This window comes from Pseudanabaena sp. BC1403 (assembly GCF_002914585.1).
Classification (GTDB): domain Bacteria; phylum Cyanobacteriota; class Cyanobacteriia; order Pseudanabaenales; family Pseudanabaenaceae; genus Pseudanabaena.
Genome location: NZ_PDDM01000022.1, coordinates 1 through 23,947 on the forward strand (window position 1 = coordinate 1; position 23,947 = coordinate 23,947).

Below are 23,947 nucleotides of genomic sequence, written 5' to 3' on the forward strand. Positions count from 1 at the left end.
CTCCCTTTCAGGTCGGGCTCGCTTCGCTTTCGCTCGTCGCTCCCTTCAGCGCTTTACTAAGGTAGCAAGCTTATAAAGGTTTGTCAAGCGTTTTTTAAAGGGAGTTTTTGGATAGATTTAACTTAGCTCGTCTATTCCTTACGATAGAAGGATTGCAGACTCTAAAAAAGTTTTAGGATTTAGGCAACGCCGCTTCGATTGACTTGGTTACGAGGGCTTGTACAGCCTCTACGCCTTCCCAGCCTCTGATTTCGGTTACTTTTTTCTCAAGATTTTTGTAAGAACGGAAGAATTCGGCAATTTCTTCGAGTCGGTGGGGATGAATATCGGCAAGAGTTTTGACATTTGCATAGCGGGGATCTTTGTCAGGCACACAAAGGATTTTTTCGTCGCGATCGCCACCATCGATCATGATTAGCATCCCAATAGGGCGGGCAGGGATGACACATCCAGGGAATGTGGGTTGATCCATGATCACCATGCCATCAAGAGGGTCACCATCGTCGGCAAGGGTGTTGGGTACAAAACCATAGTCATAGGGATATTGGACTGAAGAGTAAAGGACGCGATCAAGAGCAAAGGCGTTGAGGTCTTTGTCAAATTCATATTTATTTTTGCTGCCCGCAGGAATTTCGATTAGGACATTGAGGATGCCTGCTTTTGGTTGTGGGGGAATGCGTGATAAGTCCATTAGTTACTCCTTTGTTTAGTTTTCGATCTGAATATTTTGTTGTTGTCTGTACAGATGCTAATCGCGTAGGTGGATCGCAGGCTGCCTAGAAAAAGTATAGCGATCGCAAGTACCGTTAAGACATAAAAACTAGAAAGGAATGGCAACACTTATGTATGTGTAAGCATTCCTTTCTACATATCTATAGCTCTATAGCAATCCTCCCATCAAACCGAACAATCAGGTGTTGTTTATGATGTGCGGCTTTGTGCAACGAAAAACAAGGAAATAGTTTATGAAAGTGTGCCCCAAATGGGGCACACTTTCATAAACTATTTAGGATGAATATAACTGGGTTACAGCTTTATGTGAGAGACAAAAGTGATACAAAGAATTTTGAAAAGTGTTGCAATGCAACGCTTTTCAAAATTCTTTGTTTATTGCCTTTAAGGTTAATTAGTTAAGCTGATATTCACGTTAAGAAAAGTATGCTTTACTGTGATGCATGTGAAGTGTGAGGATGTGCATGGTTTTGCAGCAAGAAGCTCGGTTCCCTATTGGTGTGTTTGATAGCGGGGTTGGGGGACTTACGGTTTTACAAGAAGTTCATCGCCAATTACCTAATGAGTCTGTGGTTTATTTCGGTGATACAGCAAGATTGCCATACGGAAAGCGATCGGCTTCAGAAATCATTGAGTATGTATATGAGATTTTGCACTGGATGCAGTCTAAGCAAGTCAAGATGGCAATCATGGCTTGTAATACTAGTTCGGCATTGGCACTAGATATAGTACGAAAAGATTTTGATTTACCAATTTTGGGTTTGATTTTGCCTGGGGCGCGAGCAGCTGTGGGCAAAGGAAAAAGGATTGGAGTAATTGCCACAACCGCGACTGTCAAGAGTGAAGCCTATGTAAGGGCGATTTGTGAGAGCGATCCTCAAGCACAAGTTTTTCAAGTAGATTGCCCTGAGTTTGTACCTTTGATTGAGTCTGATCGCATTCATGATCCCTATACGATGCAAGTAGCAGGGGAATATTTACAGCCGCTTATCGAAGCAAATATTGATACTTTGGTTTTGGGATGCACGCATTACCCCCACTTGTCAGGGGTTTTACGTCAAATTTTGCCGTCCCATGTGGCTCTGGTAAATCCTGCTTCTTATGTGGTAAGGGCGGCAGGGCAGGAATTAGATTTGATGGGTTTGAAATGTTTAGATAATCGTAGCGATCGCGCTCAAACCAGATTTTTTGTGAGCGGTGAACCAGAGCGGTTTGCTCAAGTTTCTCGCCGCTGGTTAGGAAAGTTACCTTCGGTGGAAAAAGTTTCACTATCTCCTGTAGAATTGCTGTCTTAAAGCTTTAGCTTAGGACGCTCTGGTCAATTTGATGGGAGTAATCTTTTGAATCAACTTTACAAACTATATCTATCGCTAGTTTTGGGCTTGACTGCTAGTGTATGTCTTAGCGCGCAAGCAGTTAACGCCCAAGTTGAGCTTGATTTGTCATTGCAAGATAGTAGCCTCCAAGCACAACTACCATCTTCGATTCAGCAACCGCAGCTACAAAATGTTCAAGTTAGCACTGATGGATTAGCTTTACAGATCAATGGTATTCCCAAGATGAATGCATCGCGGGTGGATAATTCTGATCGCATTATTTTAGATTTACAGACAAAAGAAGTTGTGCCATCAATACACAACTCTCTAGTGGCTGTCAATCGCTATGGTGTCAAACAAATTAGAGTGGCACAGTTTCAAAAGTCTCCAGTGATCGCTCGGTCAGTTTTTGATCTGGATAGTAATAGCCCTACCATTTGGCAAAGTGCTTTTGATCAAGCTCATGGTTCATTGGTACCTCACCCCATAGGACTATCAGAAACATCTAATAATTCCAGCAATTTACCAGTCACAGGCTTGCCTGTAGCTAATAACAATTTACCTACAACAATTGATGGTTTGTCATTTAATGGTTATGGTCAACTGGTAATTCAAGCTAGTCGATCGGTCAGTTATCGTACTAGCCTAGATTTAGCAAGTAATACTTACAATGTCACAATTCCTTCAACTCGGATTTCATCACAGTTACGTCGCCCGATTTTAGGATCTAATAGTCCGATTGAGCAAATTCGGCTCAATCAGGTGGGTGATGCGGTGGTTGTAAGTGTAAAAATGATCGCAGGTTGGCAAATTCGCGAAACAGTGAGAACCACTCCACAAGCGATCGCCTTGCAGTTAGAAAGTATTGGACAAGTCACAGCAAGTAATCCCCAAAATCCCCGATCGCAAATTCAGCCAAATTATAGTAATAATACAGGTCGTCAGTTAGTAGTGATTGACCCTGGGCATGGGGGGCCGGACGTGGGAGCTACCAGAAATGGAATTTACGAAAAGGATATTGTGCTGGCAATGAGTAAACAGCTTGGCAGAATATTGCAACAGATGGGATATTCTGTGATGTATACGCGCACTGAGGATATTGATCTCGACCTAGAGCCAAGAGTACAGATGGCGGAGAATGCCAGAGCGAGTGCGTTTGTAAGTATTCATGTCAATTCTTTAGATGCAAGTGCATCTCAGGTAAATGGGGTTGAAACTTATCATGCTCCAAGTGCGTCTCTAGGTAAGAATCTTGCAGAATTAGTACATGAGCAAATTATTGCTAGTACGGGAGCAACTGACCGTGGTGTGAGGTCAGCTAGATTTCATGTGATTGTCAAAACTTCGATGCCTGCAATTCTGGTGGAAACTGGATTTATTACAAATCCATCAGAAGCAGCAAGATTGGTCAATAGTTCCTATCAAGAGCGGATGGCAGTTGCGATCGCCAAGGGTGTCGATCAATTTTTAAAATCTTATCGAAGATAAATAGTGGGACGATCACTCTAATCTAAGTCAATAATCCTTCAAAAATCAATTCGTTTAGCTCATCTTTTGGATCTTTACACCATTGGGAGAAACATTTTGCGATATCGACAACTAGCAGTCGGAATTTTTATGACCATAGCTACCAGCTATGGAATACCTGTAGTGGAGCAATTGCAGGCACAGTCGCTAAATACAGCTAATCAATCTGATGCAATAAAGCTAAAGAATATTCGACCTGCTACCAATGGCTTGATGTTGAATATGAATGCCAATCCACAGATCCGTATACAACGAGAAGATAACCCTGCCCGTCTAATCTTAGATCTGCAAAATACTTCCTTAGCAAAGGAATTACATCAAGCTAATGTGCCGATTAATCGGTTTGGAGTCAAGCAGGTTAGAGTAGCCCAATTTCAAAGTAATCCTGAAATCACTAGATTAGTTTTTGACCTAGATAGTAACGATCCCAACAGCAAAATTACATGGAAAAGTCAGTACATTGCTGCAACCAATACGCTTTTACTCAGCCCAGAAAATCAAGTTGCTCAAGCAATACCAATTGAGTCCAATCCCACAAGTCCTAGACCCACGCCAACCAATCCTCCAAGCCCAATATCAAGCCCAGCTGTGATTGAAAGGTTGAGTTTTAGTAGTACTGGACAATTGCTAATTTTTGCCAACCAATCATTCACCTATCAAACAAGACTAGATCGTACCTCTGGAATATTTAATATAATTGTTGCCAATGCCAAGATTTCATCTAACCTGCAACGCCCCAGTCTCACTGCCAATAGCCCAATTGAAAGAATTCGGCTCTCACAAGTTGGCAACTCTGTCGAGATTGGAATTAAAACCGTCTCAGGGTGGCTGATACGCGATACCCAACGCCCAAGCAATCAGCAAATCCAATTACAAGTTTCGTTAAATAGTAATTCGCCACTTCCCAATAATCAAAACCCTTTACCAAATAATAATCCTTCTATCCCCAATCCACAGAATGTAGGCGATCGCCGTCGAGGCGTAATATTCGTTGATGCGGGGCATGGTGGCAGAGATCCTGGCGCTGTTGCTAACGGAATCCAAGAAAAAGATGTCGTTTTACCAATCAGCCTGAAACTAGGACAAGCTCTGCAAAGTATGGGCTATACAGTTTATTACACTCGTACTAATGATGTGGAAATCGACTTAGAACCCCGTGTTGCGGCTGCTGAAAGAATCAATGCCGATGTATTTGTGAGTGTCCACGCCAATGCCTTAGCTCCTGGAAATAGTGGCATCAGTGGCGTAGAGACCTATCATTCACGCAACTCGACAGTGGGAAAAGAGCTAGCCAGCTACGTGCATTCGCAAATTATATCGGGGACAGGTGCAAGCGATCGCTCTGTTAGAGGCGCAGGTTTTTATGTAATTGCCAAAACTTCCATGCCTGCAATTTTAGTTGAAACTGGCTATGTCACAAATCCAACAGAAGCTAGAAATTTAAATAGTCCAGATTATCAAAAACGGATGGCAGATGCGATCGCAAGAGGGATTGATCAGTTTATGCGAGTACGTGGCAGATAAAAATAAGGGCAGCGCATTAGCGCTGCCCTTATTTTAAGATGGAGATTTAGAAAATTCTAAAGGAGACTGAGATTTCTGCTGGTGTCTAGCATCGGTAATTAACCAATCTAGAGCGGCAGCTTGCAAGTCAATAGTTGCACCTGTTTTGTCAACACAATAACGACCAAACACCAATTTATCGACTAACCGCACATCTGATAAGCGTGAATACTCAAAAATTACGCTTCGCTCAACCACAGCACCACTGCAAACATGACAGTTAGGTCCGATCATCGTGGGACCAATGATGGTCGCACCATCTTCGATTTGTGTCATTCCCCCAATATAAACTGGGCCACGGATATCAACTTTATCCCAGTTCACGGAGACATTTAATCCTGTATAAACTCCTGGCTTAATTTCATGCCCAGGAATATTCACGTTTTTAATTTTGTCTGAGAGTACATCTTGGATGGCTTGCCAATAGTCAGGAACTTTACCAATATCAACCCATTGAAAATCCATAGAGATTGCATGGAAAGGCAAATTATCTGCCACCAACTTGGGAAATAAGTCACTACCAAGATCAAACTCTACCCCTGAAGGAACATAGTCGAGGATTTCTGGCTCAAAGATATAAATCCCTGTATTAATCGTATTGCTAAGAGCAGCTTCAACACTTGGCTTTTCCTGAAACTGCTTAATTCTGCCATCAGAGTCCGTAACTACAACTCCATAGCTCGATACCTGATCCCTCGGCACAGTCTTTGTAATAATCGTAGCTAGAGATTTTTTCTGACGATGCCAGTTCACCGCATAGGTGAGATCAAGATCAATTAAAGCATCACCGCAAAGGACAACAAAGGTATCATCAAAAAATGGGGAGAAATCTTGGATTTTTTTGAGCCCGCCAGCCGACCCAAGTGCACTGCCTTGCAGTTTGCCATCAATGATGGTTCCTTCAAAGGAATATGCCATCTGTACGCCAAACTTTTGACCGTCTCGAAAATAGTTTTCGATCTCTTCTGACAAGTGGCTAACGTTAACCATGATCCGATCAAAACCGTGCTGTCTGAGTAACTCAACTAGAAACTCCATCACAGGCTTTTGCATGATCGGAATCATGGGCTTGGGCATAATATTCGTGATCGGGCGGATTCTAGTACCTTTACCCGCAGCCAAAATCATGGCTTTCATAAATTACATTCTCCTCATCACTACGATTAAATGGTACTTACATATCTCAGTAATTTAGCTACTTAAGATATATCTAAGATTCATAAAAATCCGTCTTATCATACCCCGTAAGCAGTCCTAAAAAGTTTAGGAAGGACAAACCCGCAAATCCTTTAGGCTGAGATGAGAGTAAATGAATCTTTGTAAGGCTCAGTCAACGCAATTTAAATATCAATACTACGACTGTTATATAAGCTCATCGCTTTTTCTAGACCATCCGCTAAAATGCTTGTGACTGTAGATTCGGCAAGGTCAAAAATTTCAGGCAAGATTTTATTTTCCTTAGGCGAAAAACCTCCCAAAACGTGGTTGGTAACATTTTGATTTGCTTTAGATGCGATCGCACTGTCAACATCATCTTTGCCACCGCGCCCAATCCCAAGACGTAGTCGAGGAAAGTTTTGTGTACCCAGATGCGAAATTATGGATTTCATGCCATTGTGTCCACCTGCCGAGCCTGAGGGTCGCAATCGTAATTTGCCAAGTGGCAAATCCATGTCGTCATAGATAACCAAGATATTTTCAGGATTTCCCTTAAACCAATCGGCACAGGCTCGCACAGACTGACCTGAGACATTCATATATGTGGTGGGCTTGAGTAAACGGATTTTACCGCTACTAGCTAATCGAGCCGATAATCTACCTTCGCCAAAAATGCCATAAAACCGCTTTTCTTTGCCGAGGGAGATACTCCAAGATGTGGCTAACCGATCAACCGCCATAAATCCTATATTGTGACGGGTGCGCTCATATTCCGCCCCAGGGTTACCAAGCCCCACAATTAGAGAAATAGATTGAGTCTCAAGCATCCGAGGCAGTTACTACTTCCTTAGTTTCTTCTGAAGATACAGCTACTGGAGTAGCAACTTCGGCGATTGGTTGTACAGATTTCTCTGCAATGGGTGCAGGTTGCTCTAGGCGATCGGCTTCGCGCTTAAATTCAGATTCAAATTCACGGGAAGCATCTTGAAAGCCTTTAATGGCTTTACCCATACTGCGACCGATTTCTGGCAACTTTTTTGGACCAAATATCAAGAGTGCCACGAGCATGATCAGAATCATTTCAGGCAAGCCAATACCAAAAATATTCATTGAGAATGACCTTTTTGTAGAAAACGAAACTACTAATACCAAAGCACGAAATGGCTACGCTATTTTGTGCTTTTAAAACCCTTACTGGGTTTGGTTATCAATCCACAAAAGTGTCGTTACACTTTTGTGGATTGATATAACAAGAATTGCGGCGATACGAACAATTCTAATTTATGGAACCAAGTTTAGGGTTTTCAGACTCGCAGAGTCTGAAAACCCTAAACTTGGTTTTGGCAATGTAAATTTCGGCTGCAATACATTAAAGGCACGCTATGCGTGCCTTTAATGTACCGATCTGGACAGCTAAATATTAGCCGCCCCAATTGAGGTTGACACCATCAAGGATCAAGGAGGAGTTGTACAACTGGAGGATGATTACCAGAAATACAAGGAACAAACCCATGAATACAGCCATGAGAGGTGTAGTTCCCCAACCGCGAGAAACCTTACCGTATTCTGCATTTAGGGGTCTGAGGATATCGCCAAGGCGGGTACGTTGTGACATAAATTTGTCTTCTTAAAAGGATTGTTACAAAATAGTATAATTGTAATTAAGAATAACTCAAATCATTGGTTCAATTCATGGAAAATGCAACTTCGATCGCGGTGACTGTCGCCGTATGTGTGATCTGCCTAACTGCTTATGCGATATACGTGTCTTTTGGGCCACCAAACAAGGGATTAGTTGATCAGTTTGAAGAACACGAAGATTAAATTATCTAGACATTGCAATACGAGACCTAGCTAGTCGATAACAAATGTTTAACAATTTTCGACTTACTCATGATGTTTTAGATGTGTCGGCTGTCTATGCGATCGCCGACAATGCTTGCAATGGGGCAGTTGTGTTGATGAGCGGGATGGTACGTAATCAGACTGGAGGAAGAGCAGTTGATTATTTAGACTATCAAGCCTATGAGTCCATGTCTTTACAAGTTTTTCAAAATATTAGCGATCGCTGCCATACAAAATTTCCTGATATTACTAAAGTTGTCATTCATCATCGGCTAGGCAAACTTAAAATTGGGGAAATTAGCGTTTTAGTTGCCGTTGGTTCACCACATCGCGCGGAAGCGTTCGAGGCTTGTCGTTATGCGATCGACACTTTAAAAATTGATGCGCCGATCTGGAAAAAAGAATTTTGGCTTGATGGGGTAAGCAGTTGGGTAAATTGCCCCGTATAGCAAAAAGTCGCTTTGCGTCTTTTTGGTTTGGAGTTTTTGATGCTGCTAGAAAAATCTTTTTTTGCTCGTCCAGCTTATGAAGTTGCTCCAGATCTATTGGGATGTACTTTAGTTAGACGAATTGACAGACTTGAATATCGAGGAATTATCGTCGAAACCGAAGCCTATGATGCAACCGATCCAGCTTGTCATGGCTATCGTCGCAAGACTAAGCGCAATCAAGCAATTTTTGGCTCACCATGTACAGCTTATGTCTATTTAATTTATGGGATTTATCACTGCGTCAATATCGTCACCGATCGCGAAGACTTTTGTAGTGCGGTATTAATTCGCGCGATCGAATGCGATCGCCTGCCGAGTTGGCATAGTCTTAAAGAAAAACAGCATCGAGCAGGAGCAGGACCAGGCAAACTTTGTCGCTTGTTAAAAATTGATCGCCTGCTAGACGGTATTACTTTGCATCCAGATTTCGATTTATGGCTAGAAGCGCGATCGCCAAATTTTGATGAACAAATTTGCCAAACTACGAGAATCGGGATTACACAAGGAGCTGATATTCCTTGGCGCTGGTATTTAAGCGATCGCAGGTCAGTATCACGAAAACCAAGACAATAAAGGCATCGCGCCACCTTTATTGTCTTGGTTTCATGTTTTGCAAACATATTGATAACTTTAGAAATAACCTTTTCATAACTTTTGGATAAATAAATATTGAGTCTAGGAAGTAGGATGCTTATACAAAATAAAAAATACAGTTGAAAAGCAAAGCTTGATTTGAATGAATTAATTTTTCAAATAGAAAAGGTAACTCTTCAACTTAATTTTTTCTATGAATTATCCTTCTAGAGTGTTATCCAGACATTTCAATTAAATTTCAATTAAATTTTAATTGATAACTTATTAGCTCAATTCAGATATTTTTAGTACCTATCAATTGGGAAAAAGGAGAAAAAGTAATGCGTATTGAAGTAATGCAACCAACAGGTCATCTTAATGCAACCAGTACTAACCATTTTCGGCAGCAAGCTAGCAGTGTTTTAGATCGGAAACCTGATGTATTGCTTATTGACCTAAAACATTTAAAACAGATGGATAGCTCAGGATTGGGGGCTTTAATCTTTGTTTTGAGAAGCGCTAAGGCGATTGGCTGTAGGTTTGCAATCTGCTCAATCAGCGAATATATAGACTTTTTGCTAGAAGCAACCTCAATGAAGACTTTGTTTGATGTATTTGAAAACCGTAGACAATTTGAACTTTCTTTGAAAAAAGTATAAGAAAAAAGTTTAAATATCCTTTTAAATCCCAAAAAAGAGACAGGGCGTAAAGCACCCCGTCTCTTTCTTTTTTATCTTTTTATTTTTTTATATTTGCGATCGCCATATCTGCTAGACCGATCCCCTAACAAAGCGCTGCAAATATTGTTAAAATTTCCCCATCGTAACTGACCGATCAATAAGATCAAACAAATTATGGAACCTAAGGAAGACAATGTTGAAGCGATCGCAGAAGATCTCACCGAAACTATACAGCCAGTGACATCTGCCCCTGAGTCAGAACAAGCAATAACAGCCACCACGACCTCAGTCGATGACACGCTCAAAGTTAGCTATGATCTTTTGAACAAAGTCAAACAACTTTGGGAGGAATATTTTGGTGAAGGCAAAAAAGCTAACCTCACTCTGGCAATCATCATCATCGCCACTATTCCTCTATTAATCGCCACTTCAACACTTGTAGACTTCTTAAATAAACTACCTGTGTTACCTAGTGTGTTTGAATTAGTTGGCTTTGGCTATTCGATATGGTTTATCTATCGATACCTATTACTTGCTGATACTCGCAAAGAGCTAATTGATGGAATCACCACTTGGAAAAATAAAGTTTTTGGCTAAATAACTGATCTACAGACAAGGGGGTTAGTCCCCTTTGTCTATAAGCGTGGTTTTTAGAGCTAGGATATTAGCAAAGTAAAGCAAAATCAAAAATTGTTAAGCTGTTTAATACGCAGTCTTGGGAAGTGAAGAGGTATATACGTCAAGCATGGGCAAAATTGTAGGTATTGACTTGGGTACGACAAACTCTGTGGTAGCCGTTATGGAAGGTGGCAAACCCATAGTGATTGCAAACTCAGAAGGTAGCCGCACCACCCCCTCCGTTGTTAGCTTTACTAAAGATGGCGAACGTCTTGTCGGACAAATGGCCCGTCGGCAAGCGGTGCTAAATCCTGACAATACCTTTTATTCTGTTAAGCGCTTTATCGGACGGAAACATAGTGAGCTCTCGGCTGAAACTAAGCGTGTTCCCTATACAATCCGTCGTGACGATCAAGGTAATATCAAGTTACGCAGTTCTAGACTTGAAAAAGATTTTGCGCCTGAAGAAATTTCGGCAATGATAATTCGCAAACTCGTAGATGAAGCGAGTCGATATTTGGGAGAGCCTGTAACGGGTGCGGTAATTACGGTTCCTGCTTATTTTAATGACTCGCAAAGACAGGCAACGAAGGACGCTGGCAGAATTGCGGGGATTGAAGTTAAGCGAATTTTAAACGAGCCTACGGCTGCATCGTTAGCCTATGGCTTAGATAAAAAGACTAATAAGAAAATTTTAGTATTTGATCTTGGTGGCGGCACATTTGATGTGTCAGTGCTAGAAGTCAGTGACGGCTTATTTGAGGTAAAGGCAACTACAGGCGATACGCAATTGGGTGGCGATGATTTCGATCGCCAAATTGTTAATTATCTTGCTGAAGAATTTTTAAAATCCGATGGTGTGGATCTCCGTAAAGAGCGTCAAGCTTTGCAACGTCTAACCGAAGCTGCGGAAAAAGCCAAGATTGAGCTTTCGACTGTGGGAGTTACTGAGATTAATCTGCCATTCATCACGGCGACAGCAGAAGGACCATTACATTTAGAAACAAGTTTAAAGCGATCGCAGTTTGAGCGGTTAAGTACAGATTTATTAGAGCGTTTACAAATTCCTCTAGATCGCGTCTTACGTGATGCCCAAATTAGTCCGCGCCAGATTGATGAAGTGGTTTTAGTGGGTGGATCTACGCGCATTCCTGCGGTACAGGAAATGGTAGAGCGGGCGATCGGCAAGCCCCCAAGCCAAAGTGTGAATCCCGATGAAGTTGTCGCGATCGGCGCAGTTGTTCAAGCTGCCATTTTGTCAGGTGAAATTAAGGATGTTTTACTACTCGATGTCACCCCATTGTCCCTCGGCGTAGAAACTTCGGGCGGCGTGGTCAAGCGCTTGATCCCCCGCAATACAACGATTCCTTGTCGCAAGATGGAATTATTTACCACTGCTGAAGACAATCAAACATCTGTGGAAATCCATGTGATCCAAGGTGAACGGGATCTTGCGGAATATAACAAGTCTTTGGGGCGCTTTAAATTAAGTGGGCTTGATCCGCAACCTCGCGGCGTGGCTCAAGTGGATGTCACTTTTGATTTAAATACCGATGGGATCTTGGCAGTGACCGCTAGCGATCGCCGAACAGGAGTTGAACGCCGTGTCACGATCAAGGGCGCTTCGACCTTGGATGAAAAAGAAGTGCAGCGCATGGTCACGGAGGCGGAGCAATTTGCCGATCGCGATCGCGCTAAACGAGAACGCATCGAGAAATTAAATCGAGCTGATAATCTCGCCGTTGGGGCAGAACGGCAACTGAAGGAATTAGCACTGAACTATGGCTATAAGCTCAGTTACGAACGCCGTAAACAAATTGAGGGATCAATCAAAAAACTAAGAGATGCGATCGCAAAAGAAGATGATGCCCTAATTGATCGTTCTCAGTCGGAGTTACAAGAAGCTCTCTATGCGCTATCAACTGAACTCTATGCTGAAGATGATGAATATGATGACGATGAAGATGACGATCTATTCGGTGGCATCCTTGAAAGTATCGGTAGTTTTGCAAGTCGCAATAAACGCGGTAAAGATGAAGATGACCGTCGTCGTCCAAATACGCGAGTATCTTATGATGATGACGATGACTGGATGTAAATAAAAAGATTGCGCTTCGCGCAATCTTTTTATTTTGGGGAAGAGGTAAGCCAATAGGTTTGCATTAATCCTTTGCCCTTGACTTCGATCACACCACGCTCGACTAAATCAAATTTATGTTTTAGCAGTTCATAGGTAGCGGCAGTCACTTGGATTTTACCAACTTCACTGTGGGACTCCATCCGACTCGCCACATTCACCGTGTCACCCCAGAGATCGTAAATAAACTTTTGTGTGCCGATTACCCCCGCAATTACAGCCCCCGTATGAATACCGATACGGATTTGTAGTGGTTTACCTGTCAATTTGCTAAGTTCATTCACTTTATCAACCATATCTAATGCCATAGATGCGATCGCCTCCGCATGATCTTCTGTCGGAAGAGGAATGCCACCTGCCACCATATAGGCATCACCTATGGTTTTGATTTTCTCCAATCCATACTTTTCGCAAAGGGTATCAAAATTAGAAAAAATTAGATTTAGCAGATCGACAAGTTCATGAGGAGAGAGTTCTGAGGACATTCTGGTAAAGCTAACCAAATCGGCAAAAAGAACGGTGACTGACTCAAAGCTATCGGCAATAACTCCGTGAAATTGTTTAAGGCGATCGGCGATCGCTTTAGGCAAAATGTTTAATAATAATTTCTCGGATTTTTCTTGCTCACTATGAAGTGCTTCCTCGGCAAGTTTTCGTTCGGTAACATCATCAAGTACACCCAAAATACCAATAGTCTTGCCCTCAGCATCAATAATTGGCAACTTACTAATATCCAGCCATATTGATTTTCCCGACTTATCTGGATTAAGCTTCCGCTGAATTACATGCATTTCAGGAATATTCGATTCCATTATTTGTTGATCATGGGCGCGAAATATATTTGCTAAATCAAGATTTCCAATTAGATCGTAATCAGTTTTGCCCACCACACTTTCTGGAGTTTCTAATTGAGCAGACATCGCCCAATTTTTATTACAGCCTCGGAAAACCAGATTGGTATCTTTCCAGAAAATCTGTTGCGGAATACTATCAATGATTAATCGCAAATAAGTTTTTTGTTCTTCGAGAGCTTGCTCCGCTCTCACACGAGCAGTTATATCTTGAAAACTCCATACACGTCCAATAATCTGATTACCAATCCTCTGTGGACGGGAATAACGTTCCAATACTCTGCTATCTACCAGTTCTAGTAAATCATAACTTTCGTGTTCAGGATGACGATAGAACTCTTGCGATCGCAGCATAAAGTCTTGAGGATCAATCATCATTGTCGAGAGAAACTCCAATCGAAGATCCGTATTGTTTGCAGATAAAATCTCTGGAGATAGCGAGAACATATCGACAAAGCGTTGGTTATAGCTATTGACATGACCAAGCTGATCCACGGCAACTACGCCATCGGCAATCGATTCAAAGGTAGCTCTTTGCAAACTCACAAACTCCTCAAGAGTGGACTCTATTTTCTTTCTTTCCGTAATATCAATTCCAATCGACAGAACCTCAACTAGCCTTCCCGAATCATCCAAAATAGGGCAATTCGCCCAAGATATCCAAACCTCCTCTCCATCATTGCGAACGTTTTGACTTTCTTGAAACATAGAAACTTGGGGAGCCTTAGTGCTATTTCCCATCCAATTCAGCAAATCAGTAATAGTTGTATCATCACTATTCTTGATAATAGTTCCACTAATATTTCTCCCAACCATCTCATCTTGATTATGAAATCCAAAGAAGGTTACCCCATATTCATTAATAAATTTAATTGTGCCAGCAATATCTCTCCGTAAAATGATGCAATTTGCCGCTTCAACAAGGGTACGGTATTTAGTCTCACTGGTTTTTAAATCAGAAGTACGCTGTTCCACCCGAATTTCTAATTCTTCTTTACTTTGGGCAAGCTCCGTAAAAGAGATTTGCAATTGTTGCGCCATTTGATTAAAGGAATCAGCCAGAATTGACAGCTCTCGAACATTCGCTGCTTGAATAGGTTTATAGGGATGGCCAGTGGCAAGATCGGCTGAGGCAGAGAGCTCTGCCAGCAAATGCGAAGCATCGATTAATTTCTCTACTGGTTTAGCAATCCACTTTGATGTATAGAAGCCTGTCACACTAGCCAATATAAAAGCTAAAGCACATAAGACGATTGTGTTGCGCGTATTAATATTAATGCGATCGCGAAAGTCTTGTTCCGAAACGGCTACGAGCATCAACCAGTCTAGACCCTGTTCATTTCGCAATCGCGTAATCTGGACATATTGAGTCGCACCTTCCCATTCCATTTGGATCTGTAGATGCTTAGGAATATCAATAGAATTAGGATACTTTTGTTGAAGATTTTGAAAAATCAATCGCAGTAAAGGATTTTGACTTTTATTAGCATGAATGCGTTGTTGCTTTTTATCTATGGAAATATAAGGTGCTTCAGAAGTTGATGTAGCGACGATCTCTCCTGATGGTTCGAGAATGAAAGCTTGTCCTGTTTTAGCGATTTTTAGTTGGCGTAGAAAGTCACCTATTTGAGCCAGCGTCAAATCGATCGCAATTACTCCGCGTAAGTTACCAGATTCATTATAAATCGGCAAAGAAGCCGTAATCCCTAAAATCGGACGCGCCACAAACAGATAAATCGGACTCCAAACAGCTTGACGAGCCTTGACAGCACTTTTATACCAAGGGCGATCGCGAGGATCGTAAATATTCGCCTCAATCTGGTTTAGGATTTTCCCAACCTTATCTAATCGATAGATTAATTTTTGCTGTGAAGCTGATGAATTTGGCAAGAAAGATTGATGTAATACTAAAGCATTACCTTCCCTACGCTCGACACCAATAAATTGCCCTTGGGGATTTGCTGCGTAGAAAAAATATAAACTTTGGGCTTGGCGCATCTGCTGCCAAAATATCTTATCTAAGCTATTTAAATTCTCAAAATTCAAATAGCCTGCCCTTGCCATGGCTCCATGAGACTGCAAAATTTCTAAAGGTGCATCGAAGTACCCTCTCACATGGGCTTCAATCGTGTTAGTTACTTCTTGTCCGATTTGGGGAGCTAACTCCTGAGTTGCTTCACGCCCGTTCTGTACCGATAGCCATCCTGTGATCCCCACCGCCAAAATCACTTGCGTCACGAAAGGAACAATCAGCAATATCTTGAGAGACATCTGGCGATCGCGTTGGGATTTGTGATCTTTACAGTCGGGAGCAGTCATACAAAAGCTGCGTAAAAAATGCTAGATATTCCCCATAATAAAGTGATCCTCGCTTAAAAGTATGTGTCTGCGCCTATTTGCTCAGATTTATTAGCTCAGCATCAATGAATTCCTTATGGCTAGTTTGAGACAATTTTAACTTGTTTGGTTTCGTAGTAAGGGCAACAAAAACGGCTCTGAGCATCATTTGATCTACTCAATAGATGATCAATTCCTTAAAACATCCTACCTAAGGCAGAGATTTATTAGTACAATCCAAAGTAGCGATCGTAACTACCCGATTACGATGAAGCTCACATAATAGTTCTTTAACAACATCCCTTTCAGTCCATGATGAATAGCAACGCACTGCCCGTAAAACAAGGTTTATACGATCCCCAATTTGAACATGACGCTTGTGGGGTCGGCTTTATTGTCCATAAATCAGGAAAGAAATCCCATGCGATCGTTGAGCAGGGGCTGACGATTTTGGAGAACTTGGAACATCGCGGCGCGTGCGGTTGCGAGACTAATACGGGTGACGGTGCTGGGATTTTGATGCAGATTCCCCATAAATTTTTGGTAAAGGTAGCCGCCGCCGCAAATATTGCCTTGCCAGAGGTCGGTCAATATGGCGTGGGCATGGTTTACGCTTCACCAGATCCTGAAGCTCGTAAGAATGGTAGACAAGCTTTTGAAAAGTTGGTTGAGTCCGAGGGTTTAAAAGTCCTAGGTTGGCGTGATGTCCCGACTGATAATTCCTCCTTGGGAGCGACGGCACAATCGAGCGAGCCATTCATGCAGCAAGTATTTATTTTGCGATCGCCCGATCTTGCCGATGACCTAGCCTTCGATCGCAAGTTATTTGTACTTCGCAAACTCGCTCACACCGCGATTCGTGCTTCCAATATCGATGCCTATTGGTATCCCTCTAGCCTTTCCTGTCGCACCATCGTTTATAAAGGGATGTTGATGACAGCACAGGTAGGCTTGTATTACGCGGCTGATTTGCGTGATCCCGACATGGAAAGCGCTCTAGCTTTAGTTCACTCGCGCTTTAGTACAAATACTTTCCCTAGCTGGGAGCGATCGCACCCTTACCGCTACATTGCCCATAATGGTGAAATTAATACTTTGCGCGGCAACACCAACTGGATGATTGCGCGTCAGTCGATGTTTGAGTCGGACTTGTTTGGTGATGATATTTCCAAAATTAAGCCCGTGATTAACATCGAGGGTAGTGACTCGACGATTTTTGATAACGCTTTGGAATTATTGGTACTGGCTGGGCGATCGCTACCTCACGCGATGATGATGATGATTCCTGAGCCTTGGACAGCCCATGAGTCGATGAGTGATGAGAAGAAAGCTTTTTATGAATATCACTCTTGTTTGATGGAACCTTGGGATGGTCCCGCCTCGATCGCTTTCACCGATGGCACAATGATCGGCGCTGTGTTGGATCGCAACGGTTTGCGTCCTTCTCGCTACTATGTCACTAAGGATGATTTGGTCATCTTCGCATCAGAAGCAGGTGTATTGAATATTGCACCTGAAATGATTGAATCGAAGGGTCGCTTGCAACCAGGACGGATGTTTCTCGTGAATATGGAAGAGGGGCGGATAGTTGCTGACGAAGAAATCAAGCATCAAATCGCAACCGAGCAGCCATACCGTGAATGGATTAATCAGCACATGGTAGACATTGCGAATCTCAAGGATGCTGATGCGACTGAAGCCGAAGCAATTCCGCTCACGCAGCGTCAAATGGCATTTGGCTATTCTTTTGAAGATTTACGCTTGCTGCTGACCCCAATGGCGAGAGATGGTGTAGAAGCGATCGGCGCGATGGGTGCAGATACCCCGTTAGCAATTCTTTCCAATCGTTCCAAACTTCTCTACGACTATTTCCAACAGCTTTTCGCTCAGGTAACTAATCCACCGATTGACTCGATTCGTGAAGAGATTATTACTTCTGCGGAAACTACCATTGGTGCAGAAAGGAATTTGCTCAAGCCTGAACCAGAAAGCTGTCATTTGATCGAGCTAAAAACTCCCATTCTTAGCGATGCCGAACTTGCGAAGTTGAAGCATATTAACGAAGGTGGTTTTAAATCCGTCACCCTTTCCACTTTGTTCAATCCTAAATCTGGTGTATCTGGATTAGAATCAGCAATTACTGAGATTTGTGCTAAGGCGGATCAAGCGATCGCCGATGGTGTGAATATTTTGATTCTGAGCGATCGCGGTGTGAATTCCGCTAATGCGCCAATTCCTGCATTACTTGCCGTGTCAGGCTTGCATCACCATCTCATCCGCACGGGAACCCGTACTAGAGTCGGGCTAGTCCTCGAATCTGGCGAACCTAGAGAAGTGCATCACTTTGCATTGCTGATCGGCTATGGTTGCGGTGCGGTGAATCCTTATCTTGCCTTTGAGACGATCAAAGACATGATCGATCAACGTCTCTTAGTCAATGTCGAGTTCAAAACAGCGGTTAAGAACTACATCAAGTCAGCGACTAAAGGCGTAACCAAGGTTGCATCCAAAATCGGTATCTCCACTATCCAGAGCTATCGTGGCGCTCAAATCTTTGAAGCCGTTGGCTTGAATCAAGATGTGATCAAGAAATACTTCACTTGGACAGCATCCCGCATCGAAGGCGCAGATTTGGAAGTGATTGCTAAAGAAGCGATCGCTCGGCACACCCACGCCTTCCCCGAACGCCCATCCAGTAGCAACACTCTCGATGTTGGCGGTGATTATCAATGGCGCAAGGAGGGTGAAGCGCACTTGTTTAGTCCTGAAACCATTCACGCCTTGCAAAAGGCAGTGCGCGATGGCAACTATGAACTGTTCAAGAAATATTCAAGTTTAGTCAATGAACAGAATCAACAACATTTCACCCTGCGCGGCTTGCTCGATTTTAAATCGCGTGAATCTATTTTCATTGACGAAGTAGAACCGATTGAATCAATCTTGAGCCGCTTCAAAACGGGCGCGATGAGTTACGGTTCGATTTCTAAGGAAGCCCATGAAGCTCTTGCGATCGCTATGAATCGTATCGGCGGTAAGTCCAATACAGGCGAAGGCGGCGAAGATCCCGATCGCTACACATGGACAAACGAGCAAGGCGATTCCAAAAATAGCGCCATCAAACAGGTTGCCTCTGGACGTTTCGGCGTAACCAGTCTCTATCTCTCCCAAGCCAAAGAAATTCAAATCAAAATGGCTCAAGGCGCAAAACCAGGGGAAGGCGGTCAACTTCCTGGAAAGAAAGTCTATCCTTGGATTGCCAAAGTTCGCCACTCCACCACAGGGGTGGGCTTAATTTCACCTCCTCCTCACCATGACATCTACTCCATCGAAGACCTCGCTGAGTTGATTCACGACCTCAAGAACGCCAACCGTGCTGCCCGTGTCAGTGTCAAGCTTGTATCGGAAGTCGGCGTTGGAACGATCGCCGCAGGGGTTTCTAAGGCTCACGCTGACGTGGTTCTTATCTCAGGCTACGATGGCGGTACTGGCGCATCACCCCAAACCTCAATCAAGCACGCGGGCTTACCTTGGGAACTCGGACTCGCTGAAACCCACCAAACCCTCGTTCTCAACAACCTCCGCAGCCGTATCGTTGTCGAAACCGATGGACAAATGAAAACTGGTCGTGATGTCGTGATCGCCGCTCTCCTTGGTGCAGAGGAGTTCGGCTTTGCTACGGCTCCCCTTGTCTCTCTCGGCTGTATCATGATGCGCGTCTGCCATCTCAATACCTGCCCTGTTGGTGTCGCTACCCAAGATCCGCAACTACGCGAGAAGTTCACAGGTGATCCCGCCCATACCGTCAACTTCATGACCTTCATCGCAATGGAAGTCCGCGAACTAATGGCGAAACTCGGTTTCCGCACCCTTGATGAAATGGTCGGTCGTACTGAAGTGCTAGAAGCCAAGCAAGCCGTCGAGCATTGGAAACTCAAGGGCTTAGACTTCTCGAAGATTCTCTACCAACCAGAAGTTGGAGCCGATGTCGGTCGCTACTGCCAAATCCCACAGGATCACGGTTTAGACAAATCCCTTGATATGACTGTATTGTTAGATTTGTGCCAAGCTGCGATCGTGGATGGTGAACCTGTTGAGGCAATAATTCCCATTAAAAACATCAATCGCGCCGTCGGAACTATCCTCGGCAACGAAATCACCAAGCGCCATTGGGAAGGATTGCCCGACGACACCGTGCATCTCCATTTCCAAGGCACGGCTGGTCAAAGCTTTGGTGCATTCGTTCCCTCTGGTGTGACGATGGAACTGGAAGGCGATACCAACGACTACCTCGGCAAAGGTCTGAGCGGCGGTAAGATCATTCTCTATCCCCACAAAGCTTCTACCTTTGTCGCCGAAGAGAATATCATCGCGGGTAACGTCGCTCTCTACGGCGCAACCAGTGGCGAAGTCTACATTCGCGGTATCGCTGGTGAACGCTTTGCGGTGCGGAACTCTGGCGTAAACGCTGTAGTCGAAGGCATCGGCGATCACGGTTGCGAATATATGACTGGCGGAAAAGTGGTCGTTCTTGGATTAACAGGACGGAACTTCGCCGCAGGTATGAGTGGCGGTATTGCCTACATTCTCGATGAGGCAGGCGATTTCGCAACCCGTTGCAATGCCTCGATGGTCGGCTTAGAAAAGCTCGAAGATCCTGAAGAAATCAAGGATCTGAAGCAGTTGATTCAACAGCACGTTGATTATACGGAGAGTGCGATCGGTGAACGAGTTCTCGCTGATTGGAATGCGATCGCTCCTAAGTTCGTGAAGGTAATGCCCAAGGATTACAAGCGGGTATTGCAAGCGATTAAGGAAGCCTTGGAAGATGGCTTGAGTGGTGATGATGCCCTCAATGCCGCCTTTGAAGCTAACTCCCGCGATGTCGCCCGTATCGGTGGCAGCTAATTAACAAGAAGCAAGGGGCTTAAGCCCCTTGTTTTCTCTTTCGGATTATTAGCGCCCGTATAGCCACTAGAAAAGAGCGTGAAGAGTATGAACAGCAATAGTTTTGAAAATCAATTAAATGCTGATGATGATCTTTTACCTGAATATAGCTTTGATTATCAGAAAGCTAAGCCCAATCGTTTTGCTAATCGTGGTGAAGCTAAGAGATTAAATATTGTGGTTTTAGATGAAGATGTGGCACGGGTTTTTACTACGCCTGAAGCCGTTAACAAAGTGCTAAGAGCCTTAATCGAGTCTATGCCTCAATCATCAGTTGGCTAAAAGTATGAAATATAAGTATCGCGTTAATCTTGTTTGGTCAGATTAAGATAAATGTTATCTAGTGGAATTATACTAAAACACAAAGTAAAGACGACAGATGGTTATTAAATAATGCTCGTAAACCCAAACCAATATTTAGAGTGTGAAAATTCCATCTGTCGCCTTATCTAAGTGATTTGGTATTACCTGAGTTTTCTAATACCTTGCAGCGATACTTTACGCATGGAGATACTTATGCAGAGGCGATCGCTAATGCAGAGGAGGTATTAGAGCTTTTAATCGAAGATTACGAAGAAACGGGTAAACCTTTACCATCACCTCAAGTATTGCAACTAGCTTAGCCAATTTATATGAAAGCTGAAGAGTTAGATAAAAAGTTTGATGATGGCGAAGATGTCTTAGATTTATTTAATCTTACGACTTTAAAACGTCCTGCTTTAGAAACTCAGGCTGTTAGTTACTTGGGCGGATTGATGAACCAACAACTTTGGAGTCGAGTCAAAACTAAGTATCAGCTTGGGAAGTTAATTTACGGGAAAGTAGAATTTCATGCGTCTTTTGGGGTGTTTGTTGATATTGGGGATGAGAATGTAGAGGGAATTATCCAGATTCCAGATTTTTTGGATAGTGGCGCGATGATTCCAGAAATGTATCCTGAGATTGGTTCACCTTTGGGGGCGGTGGTGGTTGGCTATACTGAGGATGATCGCAATCAAGTTTGGTTGAGTGTTAAGCCGAGCATTTTACAAAAGTCTTTGGTCAAGTTGAGATTGCCAGTTGTGAATCAAGTGTAAATTTCGGGGCGATCGCTAGTAATAATTTTCTGACTACTAGATGATGATTATGATAGATGACCCAAATACATTCCTATTAATCACTCCATTGAGTCAAATAGCCCTGGTATTTTAGGTTGTATCATGTCCTGTATTTCATCATTGGTATATGCAAGACGTTCTAAAATTTCTCTCCCTCTGTTGCTACTGATATCGTGAAAATTATACTTTGTGATTCTTGGATATCCCATCTGTCCATTTTTATCCCAGTTTGTTCCGAATAAAAAGCTCCATTGATGTTTATCTTCCGATTCTCTGATTTGCCAATGTTTCTTCGGTACATTTCTTATGTAATCAGTTAATCTCTTATAAACATCAGAAGTGTCTGACTTTAAACAGCGTTTTACATTCGTTGCCGAAAAGTAGATAAGAATATCTATGGTTTCTAGATATTTTCTGCCTTTGAATACTTTTGATAATTGATCAAAGGGAGGAACTGTGCCATTTTCATCAGAGTACAGCAACCCATATAATGCTTTCTTGTTATTTTGAGAATGAGAATACAAAGACTCTGAAATATTTTCAAGCGCTAGCTTGTTATCACAAGAAAAATAATGAGCTTGACATGAGAAACGAGAAACATTTCGCTTTAATTCTTCTAGAACTGAATCTTTGATATCGACAAAATAGCACGAAGAATTAACCTTTTTGGATTCTGCTTGTTTCAAAAAAATTATAGGGCTTCCTTCTCCGTATGCTTCACTGATGCCAGTACCAGCATTTAAGTCAATATACTGGTAGATATGGGATAACCAAGCTTTATCTTGATTTCCTTTAAAAATCCCTTTGCAAATGCCAAGGTGAATATCTATGAAATAATCAAATTGTTTCTGTTTTGCAGATGTATTTTTACTAAAACCTTGTCCAGATGGTGTAATTGGCATCCTATTTTTCTCTTAATAGGTGTATATTTCTAAAAATATAGCATATAGTTAATTATAGTATATTGTACGTTTTTCAAAAATATTGAGGTTTGTTGTTATGGAGACTGTGAGAGGTACTGAAACTGTCGCTAGTCCTCTACAGGAAAGCGCACTAAGGAAAAAAGGACTATGTGACTATGTTATTAACGTTGCTTCTGGTTGTCTGCACGGTTGTACATTTTGCTATGTCCCCTCAACTCCAGTGATCAGAACCAGACAAGCACAACTAGCCCAAAAAGGCGTTGATAACCCTCAAATGGACTGGGGAAAGTATCTATTTGTACGTGAAGGTATTGCTGAGCAGTTAGAAGAAACTCTCAGCCGTAAAAGAACTTGGAAAACTACAGAATCAGGACAGGGAGTTGTTATGCTCTGTTCTGGTACTGACCCTTATCAAAACCATCAAACCGCAACAATCACGCGCCAAGTTGTCAAAGTGTTGCTTAAATATGACAAACGAGTACGGATTTTGACTCGTAGCCCTCTATGGACAAATGATATAGATATTTTGCGATCGCGTAATGTAACTGTTGGAATGAGTTTACCCATGCTTGATGATGAACTCAGCCGCAAAATTGAACCCGCAGCACCTCTACCATCTGACCGATACAAAGCGATGATGAAGGGATATAAGGCAGGTATTAAACTTTATGCGGCGATCGCACCCACACCGCCAACAATGCAATTACAGGATTTCCAAAATCTGTTACAGCAAGTGATGAAATTTGAACCTGAAGTCATTTTCTGGGAACCAATCAATGCTCGTGGCACAAATGGAAAGAGAATGCTAGAAGCAGGACTAGATTTTGTTCGTTCTATAACTAATAGAGAATCTTGGGCAGAAAACTTTATCCAACAATGGCAAGATATTGAGCAAGCTGCTAAAAATATAGGATGTAAAGATCTTTTGCATATTTGGGTTGATCCAGAACTTCGCGGTTTTGTAGATGATGCTTCCTTAGATTATTGGTTATTCAGAAAAACAGTAGAAGATTGGGACAATTACACAAGAAAGCCTCAATCATCTGGGGTAAAACTACCTCAGTCTGTAGCATCACAAGATCAAGCAATTCGCAAACGTAATACATTCAAGAAAGGATCTGAGAAATTAGTAGCTTTTTGAGATTAGGGGTGATC

21 protein-coding genes are annotated in these 23,947 nt (G+C 42.7%); 14 read left to right on the plus strand and 7 right to left on the minus strand.

Annotated elements, in window-relative coordinates; all coding sequences use genetic code 11:
- Positions 1-172 precede the first annotated feature (172 nt).
- Positions 173-691: an inorganic diphosphatase gene (locus CQ839_RS17895; protein WP_103669658.1), complete on the minus strand. Its 519-nt coding sequence runs from the start codon at positions 689-691 to the stop codon at positions 173-175.
- A 505-nt stretch (positions 692-1,196) separates the two neighbouring features.
- Here CQ839_RS17895 and murI point away from each other — a divergent pair.
- The 3 genes from murI (at position 1,197) to CQ839_RS17910 (ending at position 5,099) form a co-directional block, all read left to right on the plus strand.
- Positions 1,197-2,027: a glutamate racemase gene (gene murI / locus CQ839_RS17900; RefSeq protein ID WP_103669659.1), complete on the plus strand. Its 831-nt coding sequence runs from the start codon at positions 1,197-1,199 to the stop codon at positions 2,025-2,027.
- 45 nt (positions 2,028-2,072) lie between these two features.
- On the plus strand, positions 2,073-3,536 hold the full coding sequence (locus CQ839_RS17905) for an N-acetylmuramoyl-L-alanine amidase (RefSeq protein WP_103669660.1): 1,464 nt from the start codon (positions 2,073-2,075) through the stop codon (positions 3,534-3,536).
- Between the two features lie 129 nt (positions 3,537-3,665).
- Entirely contained in the window at positions 3,666-5,099 is a 1,434-nt protein-coding gene (locus tag CQ839_RS17910; RefSeq protein WP_103669661.1) for an N-acetylmuramoyl-L-alanine amidase, read from the plus strand.
- Positions 5,100-5,132: 33 nt separating this feature from the next.
- Here the strand turns inward: CQ839_RS17910 and CQ839_RS17915 are convergent, their stop codons facing one another.
- The 4 genes from CQ839_RS17915 to psbH all read right to left on the minus strand — a co-directional run bounded on the left by CQ839_RS17915 (position 5,133) and on the right by psbH (position 7,911).
- On the minus strand, positions 5,133-6,275 hold the full coding sequence (locus CQ839_RS17915; RefSeq protein ID WP_103669662.1) for a sugar phosphate nucleotidyltransferase: 1,143 nt from the start codon (positions 6,273-6,275) through the stop codon (positions 5,133-5,135).
- Between the two features lie 203 nt (positions 6,276-6,478).
- Entirely contained in the window at positions 6,479-7,123 is a 645-nt protein-coding gene (gene pth / locus CQ839_RS17920) for an aminoacyl-tRNA hydrolase (RefSeq protein ID WP_103669663.1), read from the minus strand.
- Positions 7,116-7,406 (minus strand): TatA/E family twin arginine-targeting protein translocase, encoded by a 291-nt coding sequence (locus CQ839_RS17925; RefSeq protein WP_103669664.1) that lies wholly within the window; start codon positions 7,404-7,406, stop codon positions 7,116-7,118. Before CQ839_RS17925 ends, pth begins: the two co-directional genes overlap by 8 nt.
- Before the next feature lie 310 nt (positions 7,407-7,716).
- Complete coding sequence (gene psbH, locus CQ839_RS17930; RefSeq protein WP_103669665.1) at positions 7,717-7,911, minus strand: photosystem II reaction center phosphoprotein PsbH; 195 nt, start codon at positions 7,909-7,911, stop codon at positions 7,717-7,719.
- A 77-nt stretch (positions 7,912-7,988) separates the two neighbouring features.
- Between psbH and psbN the strand changes: the two genes are divergently transcribed.
- The 6 genes from psbN (at position 7,989) to dnaK (ending at position 12,601) form a co-directional block, all read left to right on the plus strand.
- The gene (psbN, locus tag CQ839_RS17935; protein WP_103669666.1) at positions 7,989-8,120 is read left to right on the plus strand and encodes a photosystem II protein N; all 132 of its coding nucleotides are present in this window, start codon (positions 7,989-7,991) and stop codon (positions 8,118-8,120) included.
- A gap of 44 nt (positions 8,121-8,164) precedes the next feature.
- Positions 8,165-8,590, plus strand: coding sequence for a molybdenum cofactor biosynthesis protein MoaE (locus tag CQ839_RS17940; protein WP_103669667.1), 426 nt, complete (start codon positions 8,165-8,167; stop codon positions 8,588-8,590).
- A 39-nt stretch (positions 8,591-8,629) separates the two neighbouring features.
- The gene (locus CQ839_RS17945) at positions 8,630-9,205 is read left to right on the plus strand and encodes a DNA-3-methyladenine glycosylase (protein WP_103669739.1); all 576 of its coding nucleotides are present in this window, start codon (positions 8,630-8,632) and stop codon (positions 9,203-9,205) included.
- 341 nt (positions 9,206-9,546) lie between these two features.
- Complete coding sequence (locus tag CQ839_RS17950) at positions 9,547-9,864, plus strand: STAS domain-containing protein (protein ID WP_103669668.1); 318 nt, start codon at positions 9,547-9,549, stop codon at positions 9,862-9,864.
- 195 nt (positions 9,865-10,059) lie between these two features.
- A complete protein-coding gene (locus CQ839_RS17955) occupies positions 10,060-10,482 on the plus strand; it encodes a CAAD domain-containing protein (protein WP_103669669.1) in 423 nt (140 codons plus the stop codon).
- A 148-nt stretch (positions 10,483-10,630) separates the two neighbouring features.
- Complete coding sequence (dnaK, locus tag CQ839_RS17960) at positions 10,631-12,601, plus strand: molecular chaperone DnaK (protein ID WP_103669670.1); 1,971 nt, start codon at positions 10,631-10,633, stop codon at positions 12,599-12,601.
- 29 nt (positions 12,602-12,630) lie between these two features.
- Here the strand turns inward: dnaK and CQ839_RS25910 are convergent, their stop codons facing one another.
- On the minus strand, positions 12,631-15,810 hold the full coding sequence (locus CQ839_RS25910; protein ID WP_103669671.1) for an adenylate/guanylate cyclase domain-containing protein: 3,180 nt from the start codon (positions 15,808-15,810) through the stop codon (positions 12,631-12,633).
- A gap of 333 nt (positions 15,811-16,143) precedes the next feature.
- Here CQ839_RS25910 and gltB point away from each other — a divergent pair, with 333 nt between their 5' ends.
- The 4 genes from gltB to CQ839_RS17990 all read left to right on the plus strand — a co-directional run bounded on the left by gltB (position 16,144) and on the right by CQ839_RS17990 (position 21,848).
- Positions 16,144-20,733, plus strand: a complete 4,590-nt coding sequence (gltB, locus tag CQ839_RS17970) for a glutamate synthase large subunit (RefSeq protein ID WP_103669672.1) — start codon at positions 16,144-16,146, stop codon at positions 20,731-20,733.
- Positions 20,734-20,820: 87 nt separating this feature from the next.
- Positions 20,821-21,054: a hypothetical protein gene (locus CQ839_RS17975; RefSeq protein ID WP_103669673.1), complete on the plus strand. Its 234-nt coding sequence runs from the start codon at positions 20,821-20,823 to the stop codon at positions 21,052-21,054.
- Positions 21,055-21,209: 155 nt separating this feature from the next.
- Positions 21,210-21,395 carry a type II toxin-antitoxin system HicB family antitoxin gene (locus CQ839_RS17980; RefSeq protein ID WP_103669674.1) on the plus strand — a complete coding sequence of 62 codons (186 nt, stop codon included), beginning with the start codon at positions 21,210-21,212 and terminating at the stop codon, positions 21,393-21,395.
- 9 nt (positions 21,396-21,404) lie between these two features.
- The gene (locus CQ839_RS17990) at positions 21,405-21,848 is read left to right on the plus strand and encodes an RNA-binding protein (RefSeq protein ID WP_258040780.1); all 444 of its coding nucleotides are present in this window, start codon (positions 21,405-21,407) and stop codon (positions 21,846-21,848) included.
- A gap of 80 nt (positions 21,849-21,928) precedes the next feature.
- Here the strand turns inward: CQ839_RS17990 and CQ839_RS17995 are convergent, their stop codons facing one another.
- Positions 21,929-22,771: a hypothetical protein gene (locus CQ839_RS17995; protein WP_103669675.1), complete on the minus strand. Its 843-nt coding sequence runs from the start codon at positions 22,769-22,771 to the stop codon at positions 21,929-21,931.
- A 97-nt stretch (positions 22,772-22,868) separates the two neighbouring features.
- Between CQ839_RS17995 and CQ839_RS18000 the strand changes: the two genes are divergently transcribed.
- Positions 22,869-23,933 carry a radical SAM protein gene (locus CQ839_RS18000; protein ID WP_103669676.1) on the plus strand — a complete coding sequence of 355 codons (1,065 nt, stop codon included), beginning with the start codon at positions 22,869-22,871 and terminating at the stop codon, positions 23,931-23,933.
- Positions 23,934-23,947 lie beyond the last annotated feature (14 nt).